Source organism: Sulfitobacter sp. M13, from assembly GCF_053474885.1.
Window position 1 is genome coordinate 2,133,011 of record NZ_CM130281.1, and the last position, 14,814, is coordinate 2,147,824.

Genomic DNA, 14,814 nt, shown 5'->3' on the forward strand with positions numbered 1-14,814 from the left:
TTCTATATATGGCCTTTTGGGCAAGATCACGTCATTCACACAAGAATGAGCGAAATTCAGCAATCCCCAGCCGATACGGCGCAAAACCCACCCCGGTACCACTTGAAAAAGACGGTTGTCATGGTCGGCATGATGGGTGCAGGTAAAACTGCCGTGGGTCGCGCTTTGGCCACTAAACTTGGCGTGCCCTTTGTGGACAGCGACCACGAAATCGAAGCCGCTGCCAATCTAACCGTTCCCGAAATCTTTGAACGCGACGGCGAAGCCTTCTTTCGCAAGCGCGAGACCGAAGTGATCTCGCGTCTGCTCGACAAAGCACCGGGTATCCTGTCCACCGGCGGCGGGGCCTTTCTGGCAGAGGCCAACCGCGACAACATCTCGGCGCGTGGTCTGTCTGTCTGGCTGGATGCTGACCTCGACCTGCTTTGGAACCGGGTGCGGTATAAAACCTCGCGCCCGCTGTTGCGCACGGCAAACCCCCGCGGCACCCTGACCGAGCTTTTTGAAAAACGCGTACCGATCTACCGGCTTGCGGATATGACCGTCACCAGCACGCCGGCACTGTCGATTGATGCGATGGCGCAGCGCGTGGTGTATGCGCTGGCGGATCGCCCAGATGTACTTGAGGTGCTGTAATGCGAGAAACGGTTCATGTCGGCCTTGAGGGTCGCGAGTATGACGTGGTCATCGGCCCTGATCTGTTGGCAGAGGCAGGCACACTGATTGCTCCTTTTTTACGGCGCAAGCGTGTTGTGGTAGTCAGTGACGAGACAGTCGCGGCACACCACCTTGATACCTTGCGCGCCGGTCTGGCGACGGCCGGCATTACGGTAGAGGCGCTGGCGCTGCCACCGGGCGAGACGACAAAATGCTGGGCAGAGCTGACCCGCACTGTCGACTGGCTGATGAACCAGAAAGTTGAACGCAACGACATCGTAATCGCCTTTGGCGGCGGGGTGATTGGCGATCTTGTCGGCTTTGCCGCTGCGATCCTGCGCCGTGGCGTGCGGTTTGTGCAAATTCCGACGTCGCTGCTGGCACAGGTCGATAGCTCTGTCGGGGGCAAAACTGGAATCAACGTGTCGCAGGGCAAGAACCTTGTGGGGGCGTTTCATCAACCGTCACTGGTTTTGGCCGATACAGCCGTTCTGGGCACGCTACAAACGCGTGATTTCCTTGCCGGGTATGGTGAGGTGGTCAAATACGGGCTGCTTGGCGATGCCGCGTTCTTTGACTGGCTCGAAGAAAATGCCCCCGCGATGGCCGCAGGTGATATGGCGCTGCGGGTCGAAGCGGTGCGACGGTCGGTTCAGATGAAAGCCGACATCGTGCTACGCGACGAAAAAGAGCACGGCGACCGCGCGCTTTTGAACCTTGGTCACACCTTCTGCCACGCGCTAGAGGCGGCGACCGGCTACTCCGACCGGTTGTTGCACGGCGAAGGCGTGGCGATCGGGTGTGCGATGGCGTTCGAGCTTTCGGCACGATTGGGGCTTTGTGCGCAAGAAGATCCCAGCCGCGTGCGCGCCCACTTGCGTACAATGGGAATGAAGACCGACCTGCGCGATATCGACGGCGATTTGCCCGATGCAGGTCATCTGGTGGATTTGATGGGGCAGGACAAAAAGGTCATCGACGGCAAACTGCGCTTTATCCTTGCCCGCGGTATTGGCGACGCTTTCGTAACAGCGGATGTGCCGCCGGACGCCGTTCGCCGGCTTTTGTCTGATGCCTTGGCCGAGCGCGGATAACAAACAGCAGAGGCGCTGAATCTGAGGTCTGGATGCAGAAAAGGCGGGGAATTCCCCGCCTTAACTATATCTTATACTGGATTGTTTTAAAACGGGATTTCGTCGTCCAGATCGCGCGATGAGCTACGACCGCCTTCGTTGCCGCCGGCCGATGGGCCATTGTCGTAGCCGCCGCCATAGCCACCCGGATCGGATGGGCCGCTGTCATAGCCGCCACTGCCGCCGCCATAGTTGCCGCCACCACCACCGCCACCGGAGCCAGCGCCATCGCGGCCGTCGAGCATGGTCAATGTACCGCCAAAGCCCTGCAACACGACCTCTGTGCTATATTTATCCGCACCGGACTGGTCCTGCCATTTGCGCGTCTGCAGCTGGCCTTCGATATACACTTTGGAGCCTTTTTTCAGGTACTGCTCTGCGATGCGCACGAGGCCTTCCTGAAAGATTGCAACCGAGTGCCATTCGGTTTTTTCGCGACGCTCGCCTGTGTTGCGGTCTTTCCAAGTCTCGGAGGTCGCGATGCGCAGGTTGCACACTTTGCCGCCGTTCTGGAACGAGCGCACTTCGGGATCGCGCCCCAAATTGCCGATTAGGATCACTTTGTTAACTGAGCCGGCCATGATGCCCCCATTTGCTGCAAGATTAAGAGCCACGCGCGAATCCCGCACGCGCCTTGGATTGGCCGACGTTATACCTAGCAGGGTTTGCGATAAACAGGGGGGAGGCAGGATAATCGCAGCCAATTGCCCACGCTGAGTTGAACCGGATCATGAAAAGGCTGGCACGCATGAGCCAGTTTGCTATGGTCTGCCGGAATTGAGGCTATGCGGAGCAAGGACAATATGCGAATTTTGCTAACGGCGGCGCTGTGCTGCTTTTCAGTGGGTGCAGCACCGGTTGCTGCTGACGTATTTTCCTCAAAGAACCGGACCAAGCTTTTTGCGTCCCAGACCAAGATCTTGGACACGCGTGCTTCGAAACAATATGCGGCCTCGGTCCGGCTTCAGCCGCAGGGCGTGGTAACCCCGACCAAATGGGATACGCCAAAATACCGCGGGAAGTACAAGGGTGTTTACCACGGCATGGCCCGCGAAGCCGCGATGCGCCACGGTATCCCGACAGACCTGTTCTTGCGTCTTGTGCAACAGGAAAGCGGCTGGAACCCCACGGCAAAATCCCGCAAAGGCGCGCTTGGTCTGGCCCAACTGATGCCGGAAACGGCGCGTCATCTGCGCGTGGACCCGACCGATCCGTATCAGAACCTCGACGGAGGGGCGCGGTACCTCAAGCGGCAGTATCGGGCTTTTGGCTCGTGGAATTTGGCGCTGGCCGCATACAACGCTGGGCCAGGTGCGGTCAAAAAATACGGTGGTGTCCCGCCTTACGCCGAAACCAAAAACTATGTGAAGGTCATTGCCGGCCTTTGACCGGACGACCTAAGTTTTTGAAGTATAACTTAAAAAACATATCTTGCGCTATTATCCGCCGTTCCGTGCCTGTGCCCTTCGGAACCTAACTCTCAATTGCCGTGTTCCCTTTCCAGAGCGTCAGCAGGTTGTCTTCTACGATCGGCGCGCATCAGAAAGATAAGGAGCATTCGCATGTTCAACTCAGTTAAAACGATCGCATTGGCCACAGGTGTAAGCCTCGCCGCACTGTCCTCCGCCGCGTTTGCGGACGAGCCCGTATCCTTCTCGGCGATTGACGTAGACACGTCGATCAGCGCTGCGCAGGACGCGAATGCGATGGAATACTATCCGCAGATCACCGAGGACCTGAAAGCTGCCGTGGCCGCTCGTGTTCTGGGCAGCGATGACGCAAGCGACCCCACCATCAAGATCGACGTCCGCAAAGTTTCGCTGGATGGTGCCACGATGCTGAACGACGGCCAAGAGTTCAACGAGCTTGAGGGTGTTGTGAATATCTCGTCTCCCGATGAATCGATCGCCGCGCGCAGCTTCCCCGTTAACATAGCCGCCTATGCGGTGGATCAGGTCGTGCCAGAAGGCTACGTTGCAGTCGCGCCATCCGAGGGTGTATTCTATGACGTTATGATCAACGGTTTTGCCGATGAGGTGGCCAAACAGGTCGGCAATCTGAACACCGCAGGTAGCGGCGTCAGCAAATAAGCCACCCGGCCTCGATCAGGCTGATGCGGCCATCGCGAGAGCGGTGGCCGTTTTTCGTTCTGTTTGCAGCGTAGAAAAAATTGAATTCCGGCCTATGCGTGCATCACCTCAGGCAGTCGCTACACGAAGCCGCGATGGGGTGCTGCCGGTATGCTGTTGTATAAATCGCGTAAAATAGGCCGCCGAGCCAAAACCCAGATGACGCGCGATATCCTGAGCGGGGTGTTGCGTTGAGCCAAGCAGGTGCCGCGCCTCATGCAGGACGCGTTCGGTCAATATATCTGCTGCGGTTCGTCCCGTTGCGGATTTTACCGCACGAGACAGGTGAGTCGGCGTGACCTCAAGGGTTTCGGCATAGTGCGACATCGGCGCGCCGCTGCGATAGCGTTCAGAGACAAGCTGGCAGAACCGCGCGCTTAACCGTGACCCCGCATTGGGCCGGCTGGGAATGTGTTCGTCCTGCAATATCTGCCGCCGCAACCAGACCGACATGAGCGCGGCTTGCGCCTCTAGGGCGTCGTGGAAAAGCGGTCGTTTGGTTTGTTGTTCGCGCTGCGCTGCCTCGATCAGGCCAGTGAATTCGGTCTGCGCCTGTACATCGCGGATACGCAGATGGCGCGGCATCTGCGGCAGCCGTAATTCCGAGCCTTCAGGGATCACAACCACCTGACCGATGCCCTGTCGCCCCAAATCAAGGGCAAAAAGCGCGCCGGCGGGGATGAACACGGCGTTATGCGCCCCAAGTCCGCGGCGCTGCCCGTCAAGCTGCAACAGACCTTGGCCGCGCGTAATCCAGATCAATATATTCGCCGGCCGATCGTGACACAGATGCACACGCCAGTCTTGTCCTTGGGACAGTTGCGCAAGTGTCAGCAGTTCGATGATGTTCGCATTCATTGCATAGCCCCATCATAAAAAGACAAGTTTCAGCTATGTTTATACACAATTCGGCAAAGGTATAGGTTGAATAAGACAACGGCGCGAAACGGGGGCTGTGACTCAGCCGGGTGAATAGGGCAGCCAGTCAGCCGTGTTTCTGCGCAACCATGTGCGTTGCCGTTTGGCATACTGACGGGTTGCAATAATGGCCTCTTGCCGTGCCTCTTCAAGCGACAGGGCACCGTCAAGATAGCGCATCAGCTCGGGCACGCCAATGGCGCGATGCGCGGGCTGGGTCGGGTCATAGACGGGACGCACGGCGGCGACCTCGTCCAAAGCGCCTTGGTCCAGCATTTGATCAAAGCGGCGGATGATCCTGTCGTTCAACCAGTCTTTCGATGCGCTGACCGCGATGGCCTGACAGCGATCCAGCGGCAAGGTCGGCGGTGGCGTCGCGTCCTGCCACGCGGCCAGCCCGCGTCCTGTGGTTTGCTGCACCTCCCACGCGCGCTGCACCCGCATCGGGTTCTGCAGGTCGATCCGGCTGGCTGTCACGTCATCAAGCGTGTCGATCATGGCCGCGCGGGTCATCGTGTCGCCGATCTTGCGCACGCTGTCGGGCGTCGGGGGTATATCCACCAGTCCCTTGGTCAGCGCTGCAAAGTAAAGACCCGTACCGCCCACGATAATCGGGCGTGCCGGTTGCTGCAGAACCTCGGTGACCTCACGCAGCCAGTGACCGACGGAATAGGGGGCCCTGGCCGACACATGCCCGTACATAAGATGCGATGCCAATGCCTCTTCGTCGGCAGGCGGGCGGGCAGAGATGACACGCCAGCAGTCGTAAACCTGACTGGCATCCGCGTTCACGATCACGCCGCCTTGTTCTTGCGCAATCGCCAGCGCCAGCGCGGATTTACCCGACGCCGTGGGCCCCGCGATCAGCACAGGCTGCGCGGGGTTCATGCGGGATACGACGTCTAAAACGCGCGATAGCGGGGCTTCTGGCATTTCTTTGCGTGAACCTCTGACGGAGCATTGAATGTTTGCGCTATTTGCGACATTTTACGGCGCAATGAAAACCCCTCCCATACCCCGAAAGGTGCCCCCATGCCCGAGAGCCAGTCAAAAGTAACATTCAAGCGGGTTATGCTAAAAATTTCAGGCGAAGCATTGATGGGCGATCAGGGGTATGGCCTGCATCCGCCAACGGTGCAACGCATCGCGAACGAGGTCAAATCGGTTCATGACCTTGGCGTAGAGATTTGCATGGTCATCGGCGGCGGCAACATCTTTCGCGGGCTGCAAGGGTCTGCCCAGGGAATGGAACGCACGACCGCTGATTACATGGGAATGCTAGCCACAGTGATGAACGCGCTGGCGATGCAATCCGCGCTGGAAGAACTGGGGATCCACACGCGGGTCATCTCGGCGATTACCATGAACGAAGTGGCCGAGCCTTACATCCGTCGCCGCGCTGTGCGCCACCTTGAGAAAAAGCGCGTCTGCATCTTTGCCGCCGGTACCGGCAACCCGTATTTCACCACCGATACAGCCGCAACGCTGCGCGCCAATGAAATGGCCTGCGAAGCGATCTTTAAAGGCACCAAGGTCGATGGCGTCTATGACAAAGACCCCGCGAAGCACGCCGATGCGGTGCGCTATGACGATGTGACCTATGACGATGTCTTGCAAAAGCGCCTTGGGGTTATGGATGCCTCTGCCATCGCATTGGCGCGGGACAACAGCCTGCCGATCATCGTCTTCTCGCTGGACGAGCCGGGCGGGTTCAAGGGGATTCTCGCGGGCGAGGGGACGTATACGCGGGTGCAGGGCTAGCGCCCAACCTACGATAGATGCGTGCCTCTCTATACAAGAGGGGCACGATCGCGTTATATCGGTTCAAATTTAGATAGTTACAAAACCACCGGGGACATCATGTCAGACGATTTTATGCTGGACACAGACGATCTTGAGCGGCGCATGAACGGCGCGATTGCGTCGTTGCGTACCGAATTTGCCTCCCTACGCACAGGCCGCGCGTCCGCCTCCATGCTGGAGCCGATTATGGTTGATGCCTACGGCAGCAGCACGCCGATCAACCAAGTGGGTACCGTCAACGTGCCCGAACCCCGCATGGTCACTATCAACGTGTGGGACAAAGGGCTGGTCAGTAAAGTTGAAAAAGCGATCCGTGAATCCGGTCTGGGGATCAACCCCCAGCTGAACGGCACCATCATTATGCTGCCGATCCCCGAGCTGAACGAAGAGCGCCGGACACAGCTGACCAAGGTCGCTGGTCAATATGCCGAAAGCGCACGCGTTTCGATCCGTAACGTGCGCCGCGATGGCATGGACCAGATCAAGAAAGCCAAGGCCGATGGCATGTCCGAAGACGACCAGAAAGTCTGGGAGGGTGAGGTTCAGAACATGACCAACAAGTTCATTGGCCTCATCGACGAGCAGCTAGAGACGAAACAAGCAGAGATCATGCAGGTTTAAGCGGATTTCACGGTGCGCGTTGCCTTCGGTTTCGCGCATCGGCCTGCTGCTCGATAAGGATACATGATGCCTGCTGCGACCGACCAGACCACCCAGCTTGTCCCAGGGGCTCCGCGCCATGTTGCGATCATCATGGATGGAAATGGCCGTTGGGCAACCCAGCGGGGGCGTCCACGACTGTTCGGGCATCACGCCGGCGCGAAACGTGTGCGCGAGATCGTCGAGGCCTGTCCCGATTTCGGCGTCGAATATCTGACGATCTTTGCCTTCTCGACCGAGAATTGGAAGCGGACACAAGTCGAGGTTGCGGGCCTCATGAGCCTGTTTCGCCGCTACATTACAAAAGAAACCAGGGCGCTAAAGGCCAAGGGCGTGCGGGTGCGTTTTATCGGGGACCGTGTGCGTCTGGACGCCAAGCTGGTCAAGCTGATGAACGTGCTCGAGGCGGAAACCGCTGAAAATACATTGACCCATCTGACAATTGCCCTGAACTACGGTGGCCGCGACGAGGTCGCGCGGGCCACGCAGCGTCTGGCGCAGGATGTGGCGTCTGGCCTGCTGCACCCCGATGACGTCGACGAAGAAACGCTGCCACGCTATCTGGATACCCACGTATTGCCGGACCCCGATCTGGTTATCCGCACCAGTGGCGAGGCGCGGATCTCTAATTTTTTGCTGTGGCAATCGGCTTATGCGGAATATGAATTCATTGATACGCTTTGGCCCGACTTTACCAAGGCGGAGTTCGGTCACCTTTGCGCGGCCTACGGCAATCGCGACCGGCGCTTTGGCGCTGTGTCCTCCTGATCGCACGACGAAAGGAAATCACTATGACGACACCTTCATCGGAGCGTTGGTCAGACCTTACGGCGCGCGTTGGTTCAGCGCTGGCGATGATCGTCGTCGGTTTGGGCGGCATCTATCTGGGCGGGCCCGTTTTCCACGTTCTGGTCGCGCTGATTTGCGGCGTGATGGCGTGGGAACTGGTGGGCATGTTGAACCCGTCAAATCGCGGTGCGCGGATGCAGATGGGGCTATTGGTCGGGGCGGCGTCGCTTGCGTCGATCTATCTGCCCGTGGGATTTGCCTTGCCAGTCCTGCTCGCGCCAGCGCTGGTAGGCTTTGGCCAGCTGGAAAAACATCGCACGATCTTTATGTGTTTCACCGTGATGATCATGCTGGCGGGCTTTGGCCTGACGCAGGTGCGGGATGATTTCGGCTTTGGCTGGCTGATGTGGCTGGTGCTGGTTGTGGTGATCACCGACGTTGTCGGCTATTTTGCCGGTCGCGCCATTGGCGGGCCAAAGTTCTGGCCCAAGGTCAGCCCTAAAAAGACATGGTCGGGCACTGCCGCTGGCTGGATCGGGGCGGCGGCCGTGGGTTTCTTGTTTTCGATCAATACAGGTGTCGGCTTGCAACTTGTGGGCGTGTCCGTTGCGATGTCGATGGCGTCGCAGATGGGCGATATTGCTGAATCCGGTATGAAACGTCGCTTGGGCGTCAAGGACAGCTCTAACCTGATTCCGGGTCACGGTGGGCTGCTGGACCGGTTCGACGGCATGTTGGGCGCAGCACTTTTCCTGCTGATTATCGGCCAATTCCTGACTATTACACCCGCGCTAAGCTGACCCGTACCGCATGAAGAAGATTAGCATTTTCGGGGCTACGGGCTCTATCGGGCAGAACACCATTGATCTGATCGCGCGTGCGCCCGATACCTATGAGGTCGTGGCACTGACGGGGGCAAACAACATTGCGCAACTGGCACAGGATGCGCAGCGGTTGAACGCGAAAATTGCGGTCACTGCCCATGACCACCTTTTGGAAGACCTGCGCGATGCACTGGCTGGCACCGGGATAGAGGCCGCCGCCGGGACCCAAGCGATCAACGAGGCCGCCACACGACCCGCCGATTGGGTTATGTCTGCAATCATCGGTGCCGCCGGACTTGCACCAGGGATCGCCGCGCTGAAGCAAGGCGCGACACTGGCATTGGCCAACAAGGAATCGCTGGTCTGTGCGGGTCAGCTGATGCTGGAAACCGCTGCTGCGCACGGCGCGACCATGCTGCCGGTGGATAGCGAACATTCCGCAGTCTTTCAGGCCTTGATTGGCGAGGACATGGCCGCGGTCGAGCGGATCATCATCACCGCCAGCGGGGGTGCATTCCGCGACTGGCCGTTGGAAAAGCTCGCTGATGCGACGCTTGAGCAAGCGTCGAGCCATCCGAATTGGGATATGGGGCAGCGGATCACGATCGACAGTGCATCCATGTTTAACAAGGCCATGGAAGTTATTGAAACGCGTGAATATTTCCGCGTTTCACCGACCCAAATCGAAGTCTTGGTGCATCCGCAGTCGATGATCCATGCACTTGTGGGGTTTAACGACGGCGCGTTGATGGCGCATATCGGCCCGCCCGACATGCGCCACGCCATCGGTTTTGCCCTGCACCACCCGAGCCGCACACATTTGCCGGTCGAGCGGCTGGACCTTGCCAAAATCGGCAGTTTTGAATTCCGTGCGCCCGATGACGTCCGCTGGCCCGCTTTGCGCCTAGCGCGGGAAGTGATGGCGCGCGGCGGGATGGCCGGTGCGGTGTTCAACGCCGCCAAAGAGGTGGCGCTGGATGGCTTCGTAGAAGGCAAACTGCGTTTTCCGCAAATGGCCCAGATCGTCGAAGACACAATGGAAACACTTTTCCCTGACAATGGGGTGATCGACGCGGCCATCACTCTTGATAACGTGGCCCAAGTGGACCATCTGGCAAGACAGGCCGCGTGGGCCGCAATAACAAAAAGGGCAGGGTAGAGTTTTGGATATTTTCGCATTGATTCCGCAGTTTGGCGGGCTGATCTGGACGCTTCTGGCCTTTGTTATTGCCCTGTCGGTGATCGTCGCGATCCATGAATACGGCCATTATATCGTTGGTCGCTGGTCTGGTATCCATGCCGACGTCTTCTCTCTCGGGTTCGGGCCGGTGCTGTATAGTCGCGTCGATAAACGCGGCACACGCTGGCAGATCGCGGCGCTGCCCTTTGGTGGATACGTAAAGTTTGCCGGGGATGCGGATGCTGCATCGGGCAAGGACGTCGCCGCAATGGAAGCGGCCGAGACCGACCCCAAGCGTTTGCGCGCAACCATGCATGGCGCGCCGTTGTGGGCCCGTGCAGCAACCGTTGCGGCGGGGCCGGTGTTCAACTTTGCGTTGTCCATTCTGGTATTTGCAGCCATCGGGCTGTCGGTGGGCGTGCCTCGCGACCCCATGACCGTCGGTGAATTGCACCCTCTACCGTTTGAACAAAATGAACTGGCCTCGGGCGACGAGATTGTCTCTATCGGGGGGGTGACCTTGCCGCCGGTGACAGACGCGACCGCCTATGCCGAAGCCTTTGCCAGCATCCCGCTCAACCAGCCGCTGCTTTATGAGGTCAACCGCGAGGGCGCTGTGGTGACAGTGGATGGTCCCTATGTCATGCCGTCACTGATCAAGCAGGTCATGCCACAATCCGCCGCCTATGAGGCCGGCCTGAAAAGCGGCGACGTGATCACATCGGTCGACGGGGCCGAGATTTTCGCGTTCCGCCAGTTGAAGACCGCGGTTGAGGCATCCGACGGCGCTCCGCTCGCACTCGACATCTGGCGCGATGGCCAAATGCTCGACATCACCCTGCGTCCCAAAGTGACGGACGAGCCCCAACCCGACGGCAGCTTTAAGTCACAGATGCGCATTGGCATCGTCGGTGGCACCGCCTTTGATACAGCCACCACCAATCCCGGCGTCCTTTCAGCACTTTGGGGCGGGGTGGAAAACACGGGCCGGATCATCAACGGGTCGCTGTCGGGCCTTAAGCATATGATCGTGGGCAATATCAGCACCTGTAATCTCAGCGGGCCGGTAGGCATTGCGCAAACATCGGGGGCGATGGCATCGCAAGGGGCGCAAAGCTTTATCTATTTCATCGCAGTGCTGTCGACGGCAGTGGGGTTGCTGAACCTCTTTCCGATCCCTGCGTTGGACGGGGGGCATCTGGTGTTTTATGCCTATGAGGCCGTGACCGGCAAACCGCCAAGCGATGGCGCGCTGCGTGTGCTAATGACCATTGGTTTGGCATTGGTGCTTGGGCTGATGGTATTCGCATTGGGTAATGACCTGTTCTGCCCGTAAGCGATAATTCGCCGATTTCCGGGGGGCAAAAGGGGCAAAAATCTTACTTTTGCCACATTTGGCCCAAGCTGCGCCGTAATCCTCTGCCAACTTTTGCCTTAGGGTAACGAGGGGTAAGATTATGATGACACTTAAAACAAACTATCGCGGACTGAGCTTGTTGATGGACCTGAACTGGGACCGCGCTTTGTATTTCGGATTTTTGTTGATTGCGCTGACCGCAGGCGCATGGATCGGCGCATAAGGCGTTTTAAAACGCGCTGCCGATGTGCCCCGCCGCACTGTATCGTGATTAAATAGGCCGTCGGACACTCTATATAGGTGTCTGGCGGCCTCTTCGTTTTGACAATGGGTCTTAACCTGTCTAGTCAGTACGAAAGAGTTTTTTGACAGCGGGTAGGGCAGATGATGCACAACGACAAGTGGAATAAACCCACTGATACAGCGGTTTTCACTCCTTTTGCGAAATCCCTTCGGGGTGCTTCGTTTTGCGTAATGTTATCAGTCGCTTGGCTGGTGCCGGCGCCACATGCGGATGCACAGAGCTATCAGTTCAACACAGTTCAGATCGACGGCAACGAACGTATCGGTGACAGCGCCATTCTTGGTCAGGCTGGAATCGCACGCGGACGCGCCATTAGCGCGGGTGAATTGAACGACGCCTATCAGAAATTGCAGGCGTCCGGCTTGTTCGAAAGCGTCGCCATCGAACCTCGGGGCGGAACACTGGTCATCACCGTGGTCGAATTCCCCACGATCAACCGCATCAGCTTTGAAGGCAACGCGCGCATTGACGATGAAGCGCTGGCATCGGTTGTCGATTCAGACGAACGCCGTGTGTTCAATCCGACCCAAGCGGAAAAAGACGCAAACGCCATTGCCCAAGCCTATAACAACGACGGCCGCATCGCCGCCCGTGTTCAGCCCAAGGTCATCAAGCGCGACCAGAACCGCGTCGATCTGGTTTTCGAAGTCTTTGAAGGTGACAACGTCGAGATCGAACGTCTTAGCTTTGTTGGGAACCGCGAGTATTCCGACCGGCGTCTGCGCCGTGTTCTGGGGACCAAGCAGGCCGGCCTTTTCCGTCGACTGATTAAACGTGATACATTCGTTCCCGAACGCATCGAAGCTGACCGCCAGATGCTGCGTGATTTCTATCTGTCGCGCGGCTATGTCGATATGCGTATTGCCGCGGCGAACGCGCAGCTTACCCAAGAGCGTGACGGGTATTTCGTACAGTTCAATGTCCAAGAGGGGCAGCAGTTCAAGTTTGGCGAACTCACCGTCACCTCGACAATCAATGGCGTGAATGCGGATGATTACCGTGGTGTGGTCAAAACCAAGTCGGGTGCCGTTTATTCTCCGTCGCTGGTGGAAACCGACATCGCGCGGATGGAACGCAAAGCCATTCGTGATGGCGTCGACTTCCTCCGTGTCGAACCTGTGATCACCCGCAACGATCGCGATCTCACGTTGAATGTGGAATACCGCATTTCACGGGGTCCGCGCGTTTTTGTTGAACGGATCGATATCGAAGGCAACACCACCACGCTTGACCGTGTTATTCGGCGTCAGTTTGACAGCGTCGAGGGCGACCCGTTCAACCCACGCGAGATTCGTGAAAGCGCCGAGCGTATCCGTGCCCTTGGCTATTTCGAAGGTGCCGAAGTCAACGCCCGCGAGGGGTCTTCCCCCGAACAGGTCGTTGTCGATGTGAATGTCGTTGAGCAGCCTACAGGCTCGCTGAATTTCGGTGGTTCCTTCTCGTCCAGCGACGGCATCGGTATCGCGGTTAGCTTTGCGGAGGATAACTTCCTTGGGCGCGGCCAAAAACTGAAGCTCACGGTAAGCACCGCCGAAGACGCGCAACGCTATGGGTTCAACTTTGTAGAACCCAGCCTGCTGGGGCGGGACGTCGCATTCGGGCTGAACCTCGATTATGCTGAAACCAGCTCGTCCTATAGCTCGTTTGACACAAAGCGTATCGTTCTGCAGCCGACGCTGTCTTTCCCCGTTAGTGAAAACGGGCGCTTGGGGCTCAACTATACCTACGACGACCTCGAGATGTCAGAGCGCGACGATACCACTACCGGTTTTGTTGTTGCGAATGACATTGCTGCGGGCCGTCAGGTGACGTCTTCGGTCGGCTACAACTATAGCTATGATACCCGTCGCGCTGGTTTGGACCCGACCTCGGGCGTTTTGCTACAGTTCGGTCAGGATTTCGCTGGTATCGGTGGTGACACCAAGTTTGTAAAAACCACGGCCAAGGCCATCGGCGAAAAACGCATCTTTAACGAAGAGGTGACATTGCGCGCCACGTTGCAAGGTGGCGCACTGGCATGGAGCGAAGGCAACAACCGCGTGTCAGACCGTTTTGTGATTGGTCCGTCGATCATGCGTGGCTTTGAAACAGGTGGCATCGGCCCGCGTGATCAAAGCAACGGGTCGGACGACTCCCTTGGTGGTAACCTTTTTGTCGTTGGCAGCTTGGAGGCGGAATTCCCACTGGGTCTGCCCGAGGAATACGGCATCAGCGGCGGCGTTTTCTATGATGTGGGCAATGTCTGGAACCTGGATGATGTGGAGATCCCTACAGGGTCGTCTATTGTTGGTGAATCAGGGTCGTTCCGCCATGTGATTGGGGTCTCGCTCTTTTGGGATACACCTGTCGGTCCTTTGCAATTCAACATGTCTAAAGCGTTGAAAAAAGAAGACTACGACGAAGAACAGAAGTTCGAAGTGACCCTGCGGACTGACTTCTGAGGTCAATATGAAACTGCGGGCACTCTTGATCTGCCTCCTGCCGGTGCTGCCCCTTGGGGCGGTGCCGGTTTTTGCACAGCAACAGGCCGAGCGCCGCTTGGTGCAAAGCCCGATCCTGACCATTGATTCCGACCGTGTCTTCACCGAAAGCGCCTTCGGTCTGCGCGTCGCGGATGACGTCGAAACGCAAAGCGCTGAAATCTCGGCCGAAAATCGCTTGATAGAGGCGGATTTGAAGGCCGAAGAACGCAAGCTAACGGACCAGCGTAGCAAGCTCACTCCCGATGCCTTCAGCGGGCTTGCGGATGCATTTGACGAAAAAGTTCAGAAAACCCGAGCGTCTCAGGCAGCCAAGGGGCGGGCGCTGAATGAGCTGGTCGAGAAAGAGCGACAGGTATTTCTGGCCGCGGCGGGACCGGTGCTGGAACAAATGATGCGCGAAGCAGGGGCTGCTGTGATCCTTGAACGTCGATCGGTTTTTGTCAGCGCCAACGCCATCGACATCACCGACGAGGCCATCGAACGGCTGGACGCGTCGGTCGGCAGCGGCAAGAACTGATCCCCCCGCTTGCCCATGGCGGCCAGAATTGGTAGCCACAATACAGCTTTTAACAGACAG

At 58.0% G+C, this 14,814-nt stretch carries 16 protein-coding genes; 13 read left to right on the plus strand and 3 right to left on the minus strand.

The genetic code is table 11. The annotated features are described in order from the left end of the window. Positions 1–45 precede the first annotated feature (45 nt). Both ACVBAU_RS10200 and aroB read left to right on the plus strand, forming a co-directional pair. Complete coding sequence (locus ACVBAU_RS10200; RefSeq protein WP_448326144.1) at positions 46–636, plus strand: shikimate kinase; 591 nt, start codon at positions 46–48, stop codon at positions 634–636. Then, complete coding sequence (gene aroB, locus ACVBAU_RS10205) at positions 636–1,751, plus strand: 3-dehydroquinate synthase (RefSeq protein ID WP_448326146.1); 1,116 nt, start codon at positions 636–638, stop codon at positions 1,749–1,751. The genes ACVBAU_RS10200 and aroB overlap by 1 nt, the downstream gene beginning before the upstream one ends. Before the next feature lie 86 nt (positions 1,752–1,837). On the opposite strand, the gene ACVBAU_RS10210 is transcribed toward aroB, so the two are convergent. After that, positions 1,838–2,371 carry a single-stranded DNA-binding protein gene (locus ACVBAU_RS10210; protein WP_448326147.1) on the minus strand — a complete coding sequence of 178 codons (534 nt, stop codon included), beginning with the start codon at positions 2,369–2,371 and terminating at the stop codon, positions 1,838–1,840. A gap of 222 nt (positions 2,372–2,593) precedes the next feature. On the opposite strand from ACVBAU_RS10210, the gene ACVBAU_RS10215 reads away from it, so the two are divergent. Both ACVBAU_RS10215 and ACVBAU_RS10220 read left to right on the plus strand, forming a co-directional pair. After that, positions 2,594–3,178: a lytic transglycosylase domain-containing protein gene (locus ACVBAU_RS10215; protein ID WP_448326149.1), complete on the plus strand. Its 585-nt coding sequence runs from the start codon at positions 2,594–2,596 to the stop codon at positions 3,176–3,178. Positions 3,179–3,352: 174 nt separating this feature from the next. Then, positions 3,353–3,880, plus strand: a complete 528-nt coding sequence (locus ACVBAU_RS10220) for a hypothetical protein (RefSeq protein ID WP_138923373.1) — start codon at positions 3,353–3,355, stop codon at positions 3,878–3,880. A gap of 108 nt (positions 3,881–3,988) precedes the next feature. Here ACVBAU_RS10220 and ACVBAU_RS10225 read toward each other — a convergent pair whose 3' ends face one another. Continuing rightward, positions 3,989–4,777: an AraC family transcriptional regulator gene (locus ACVBAU_RS10225; RefSeq protein WP_448326151.1), complete on the minus strand. Its 789-nt coding sequence runs from the start codon at positions 4,775–4,777 to the stop codon at positions 3,989–3,991. A gap of 102 nt (positions 4,778–4,879) precedes the next feature. Further along, positions 4,880–5,770 (minus strand): tRNA (adenosine(37)-N6)-dimethylallyltransferase MiaA, encoded by an 891-nt coding sequence (gene miaA / locus ACVBAU_RS10230; RefSeq protein ID WP_448326152.1) that lies wholly within the window; start codon positions 5,768–5,770, stop codon positions 4,880–4,882. A 99-nt stretch (positions 5,771–5,869) separates the two neighbouring features. Between miaA and pyrH the strand changes: the two genes are divergently transcribed. From pyrH to ACVBAU_RS10275, 9 genes are all read left to right on the plus strand, one after another. Then, positions 5,870–6,598 (plus strand): UMP kinase, encoded by a 729-nt coding sequence (gene pyrH / locus ACVBAU_RS10235; protein ID WP_138923370.1) that lies wholly within the window; start codon positions 5,870–5,872, stop codon positions 6,596–6,598. Positions 6,599–6,697: 99 nt separating this feature from the next. Then, the gene (gene frr / locus ACVBAU_RS10240; protein WP_138923369.1) at positions 6,698–7,261 is read left to right on the plus strand and encodes a ribosome recycling factor; all 564 of its coding nucleotides are present in this window, start codon (positions 6,698–6,700) and stop codon (positions 7,259–7,261) included. A 66-nt stretch (positions 7,262–7,327) separates the two neighbouring features. Continuing rightward, positions 7,328–8,068 (plus strand): polyprenyl diphosphate synthase, encoded by a 741-nt coding sequence (gene uppS / locus ACVBAU_RS10245; RefSeq protein ID WP_448326155.1) that lies wholly within the window; start codon positions 7,328–7,330, stop codon positions 8,066–8,068. A 23-nt stretch (positions 8,069–8,091) separates the two neighbouring features. Beyond that, positions 8,092–8,889, plus strand: a complete 798-nt coding sequence (locus ACVBAU_RS10250; protein ID WP_448326157.1) for a phosphatidate cytidylyltransferase — start codon at positions 8,092–8,094, stop codon at positions 8,887–8,889. Positions 8,890–8,899: 10 nt separating this feature from the next. After that, positions 8,900–10,072, plus strand: a complete 1,173-nt coding sequence (gene dxr / locus ACVBAU_RS10255; RefSeq protein ID WP_448326159.1) for a 1-deoxy-D-xylulose-5-phosphate reductoisomerase — start codon at positions 8,900–8,902, stop codon at positions 10,070–10,072. Between the two features lie 4 nt (positions 10,073–10,076). Then, positions 10,077–11,429, plus strand: a complete 1,353-nt coding sequence (gene rseP / locus ACVBAU_RS10260; protein ID WP_448326161.1) for an RIP metalloprotease RseP — start codon at positions 10,077–10,079, stop codon at positions 11,427–11,429. A 121-nt stretch (positions 11,430–11,550) separates the two neighbouring features. After that, on the plus strand, positions 11,551–11,673 hold the full coding sequence (locus ACVBAU_RS10265) for a hypothetical protein (RefSeq protein ID WP_302664657.1): 123 nt from the start codon (positions 11,551–11,553) through the stop codon (positions 11,671–11,673). A 251-nt stretch (positions 11,674–11,924) separates the two neighbouring features. Then, positions 11,925–14,195 (plus strand): outer membrane protein assembly factor BamA, encoded by a 2,271-nt coding sequence (gene bamA, locus ACVBAU_RS10270; protein ID WP_335744002.1) that lies wholly within the window; start codon positions 11,925–11,927, stop codon positions 14,193–14,195. Positions 14,196–14,202: 7 nt separating this feature from the next. After that, complete coding sequence (locus ACVBAU_RS10275) at positions 14,203–14,754, plus strand: OmpH family outer membrane protein (protein ID WP_448326163.1); 552 nt, start codon at positions 14,203–14,205, stop codon at positions 14,752–14,754. The last annotated feature ends 60 nt before the right edge of the window (positions 14,755–14,814 follow it).

Bases quoted from the DNA above. Each gene is read 5' to 3' on its own strand.
- ACVBAU_RS10200 (WP_448326144.1), top strand. From the start codon at position 46: ATGAGCGAAATTCAGCAATCCCCAGCCGATACGGCGCAAAACCCACCC.
- aroB (WP_448326146.1), top strand. From the start codon at position 636: ATGCGAGAAACGGTTCATGTCGGCCTTGAGGGTCGCGAGTATGACGTG.
- ACVBAU_RS10210 (WP_448326147.1), bottom strand. From the start codon at position 2,371: ATGGCCGGCTCAGTTAACAAAGTGATCCTAATCGGCAATTTGGGGCGC.
- ACVBAU_RS10215 (WP_448326149.1), top strand. From the start codon at position 2,594: ATGCGAATTTTGCTAACGGCGGCGCTGTGCTGCTTTTCAGTGGGTGCA.
- ACVBAU_RS10220 (WP_138923373.1), top strand. From the start codon at position 3,353: ATGTTCAACTCAGTTAAAACGATCGCATTGGCCACAGGTGTAAGCCTC.
- ACVBAU_RS10225 (WP_448326151.1), bottom strand. From the start codon at position 4,777: ATGAATGCGAACATCATCGAACTGCTGACACTTGCGCAACTGTCCCAA.
- miaA (WP_448326152.1), bottom strand. From the start codon at position 5,770: ATGCCAGAAGCCCCGCTATCGCGCGTTTTAGACGTCGTATCCCGCATG.
- pyrH (WP_138923370.1), top strand. From the start codon at position 5,870: ATGCCCGAGAGCCAGTCAAAAGTAACATTCAAGCGGGTTATGCTAAAA.
- frr (WP_138923369.1), top strand. From the start codon at position 6,698: ATGTCAGACGATTTTATGCTGGACACAGACGATCTTGAGCGGCGCATG.
- uppS (WP_448326155.1), top strand. From the start codon at position 7,328: ATGCCTGCTGCGACCGACCAGACCACCCAGCTTGTCCCAGGGGCTCCG.
- ACVBAU_RS10250 (WP_448326157.1), top strand. From the start codon at position 8,092: ATGACGACACCTTCATCGGAGCGTTGGTCAGACCTTACGGCGCGCGTT.
- dxr (WP_448326159.1), top strand. From the start codon at position 8,900: ATGAAGAAGATTAGCATTTTCGGGGCTACGGGCTCTATCGGGCAGAAC.
- ACVBAU_RS10265 (WP_302664657.1), top strand. From the start codon at position 11,551: ATGATGACACTTAAAACAAACTATCGCGGACTGAGCTTGTTGATGGAC.
- bamA (WP_335744002.1), top strand. From the start codon at position 11,925: ATGTTATCAGTCGCTTGGCTGGTGCCGGCGCCACATGCGGATGCACAG.
- ACVBAU_RS10275 (WP_448326163.1), top strand. From the start codon at position 14,203: ATGAAACTGCGGGCACTCTTGATCTGCCTCCTGCCGGTGCTGCCCCTT.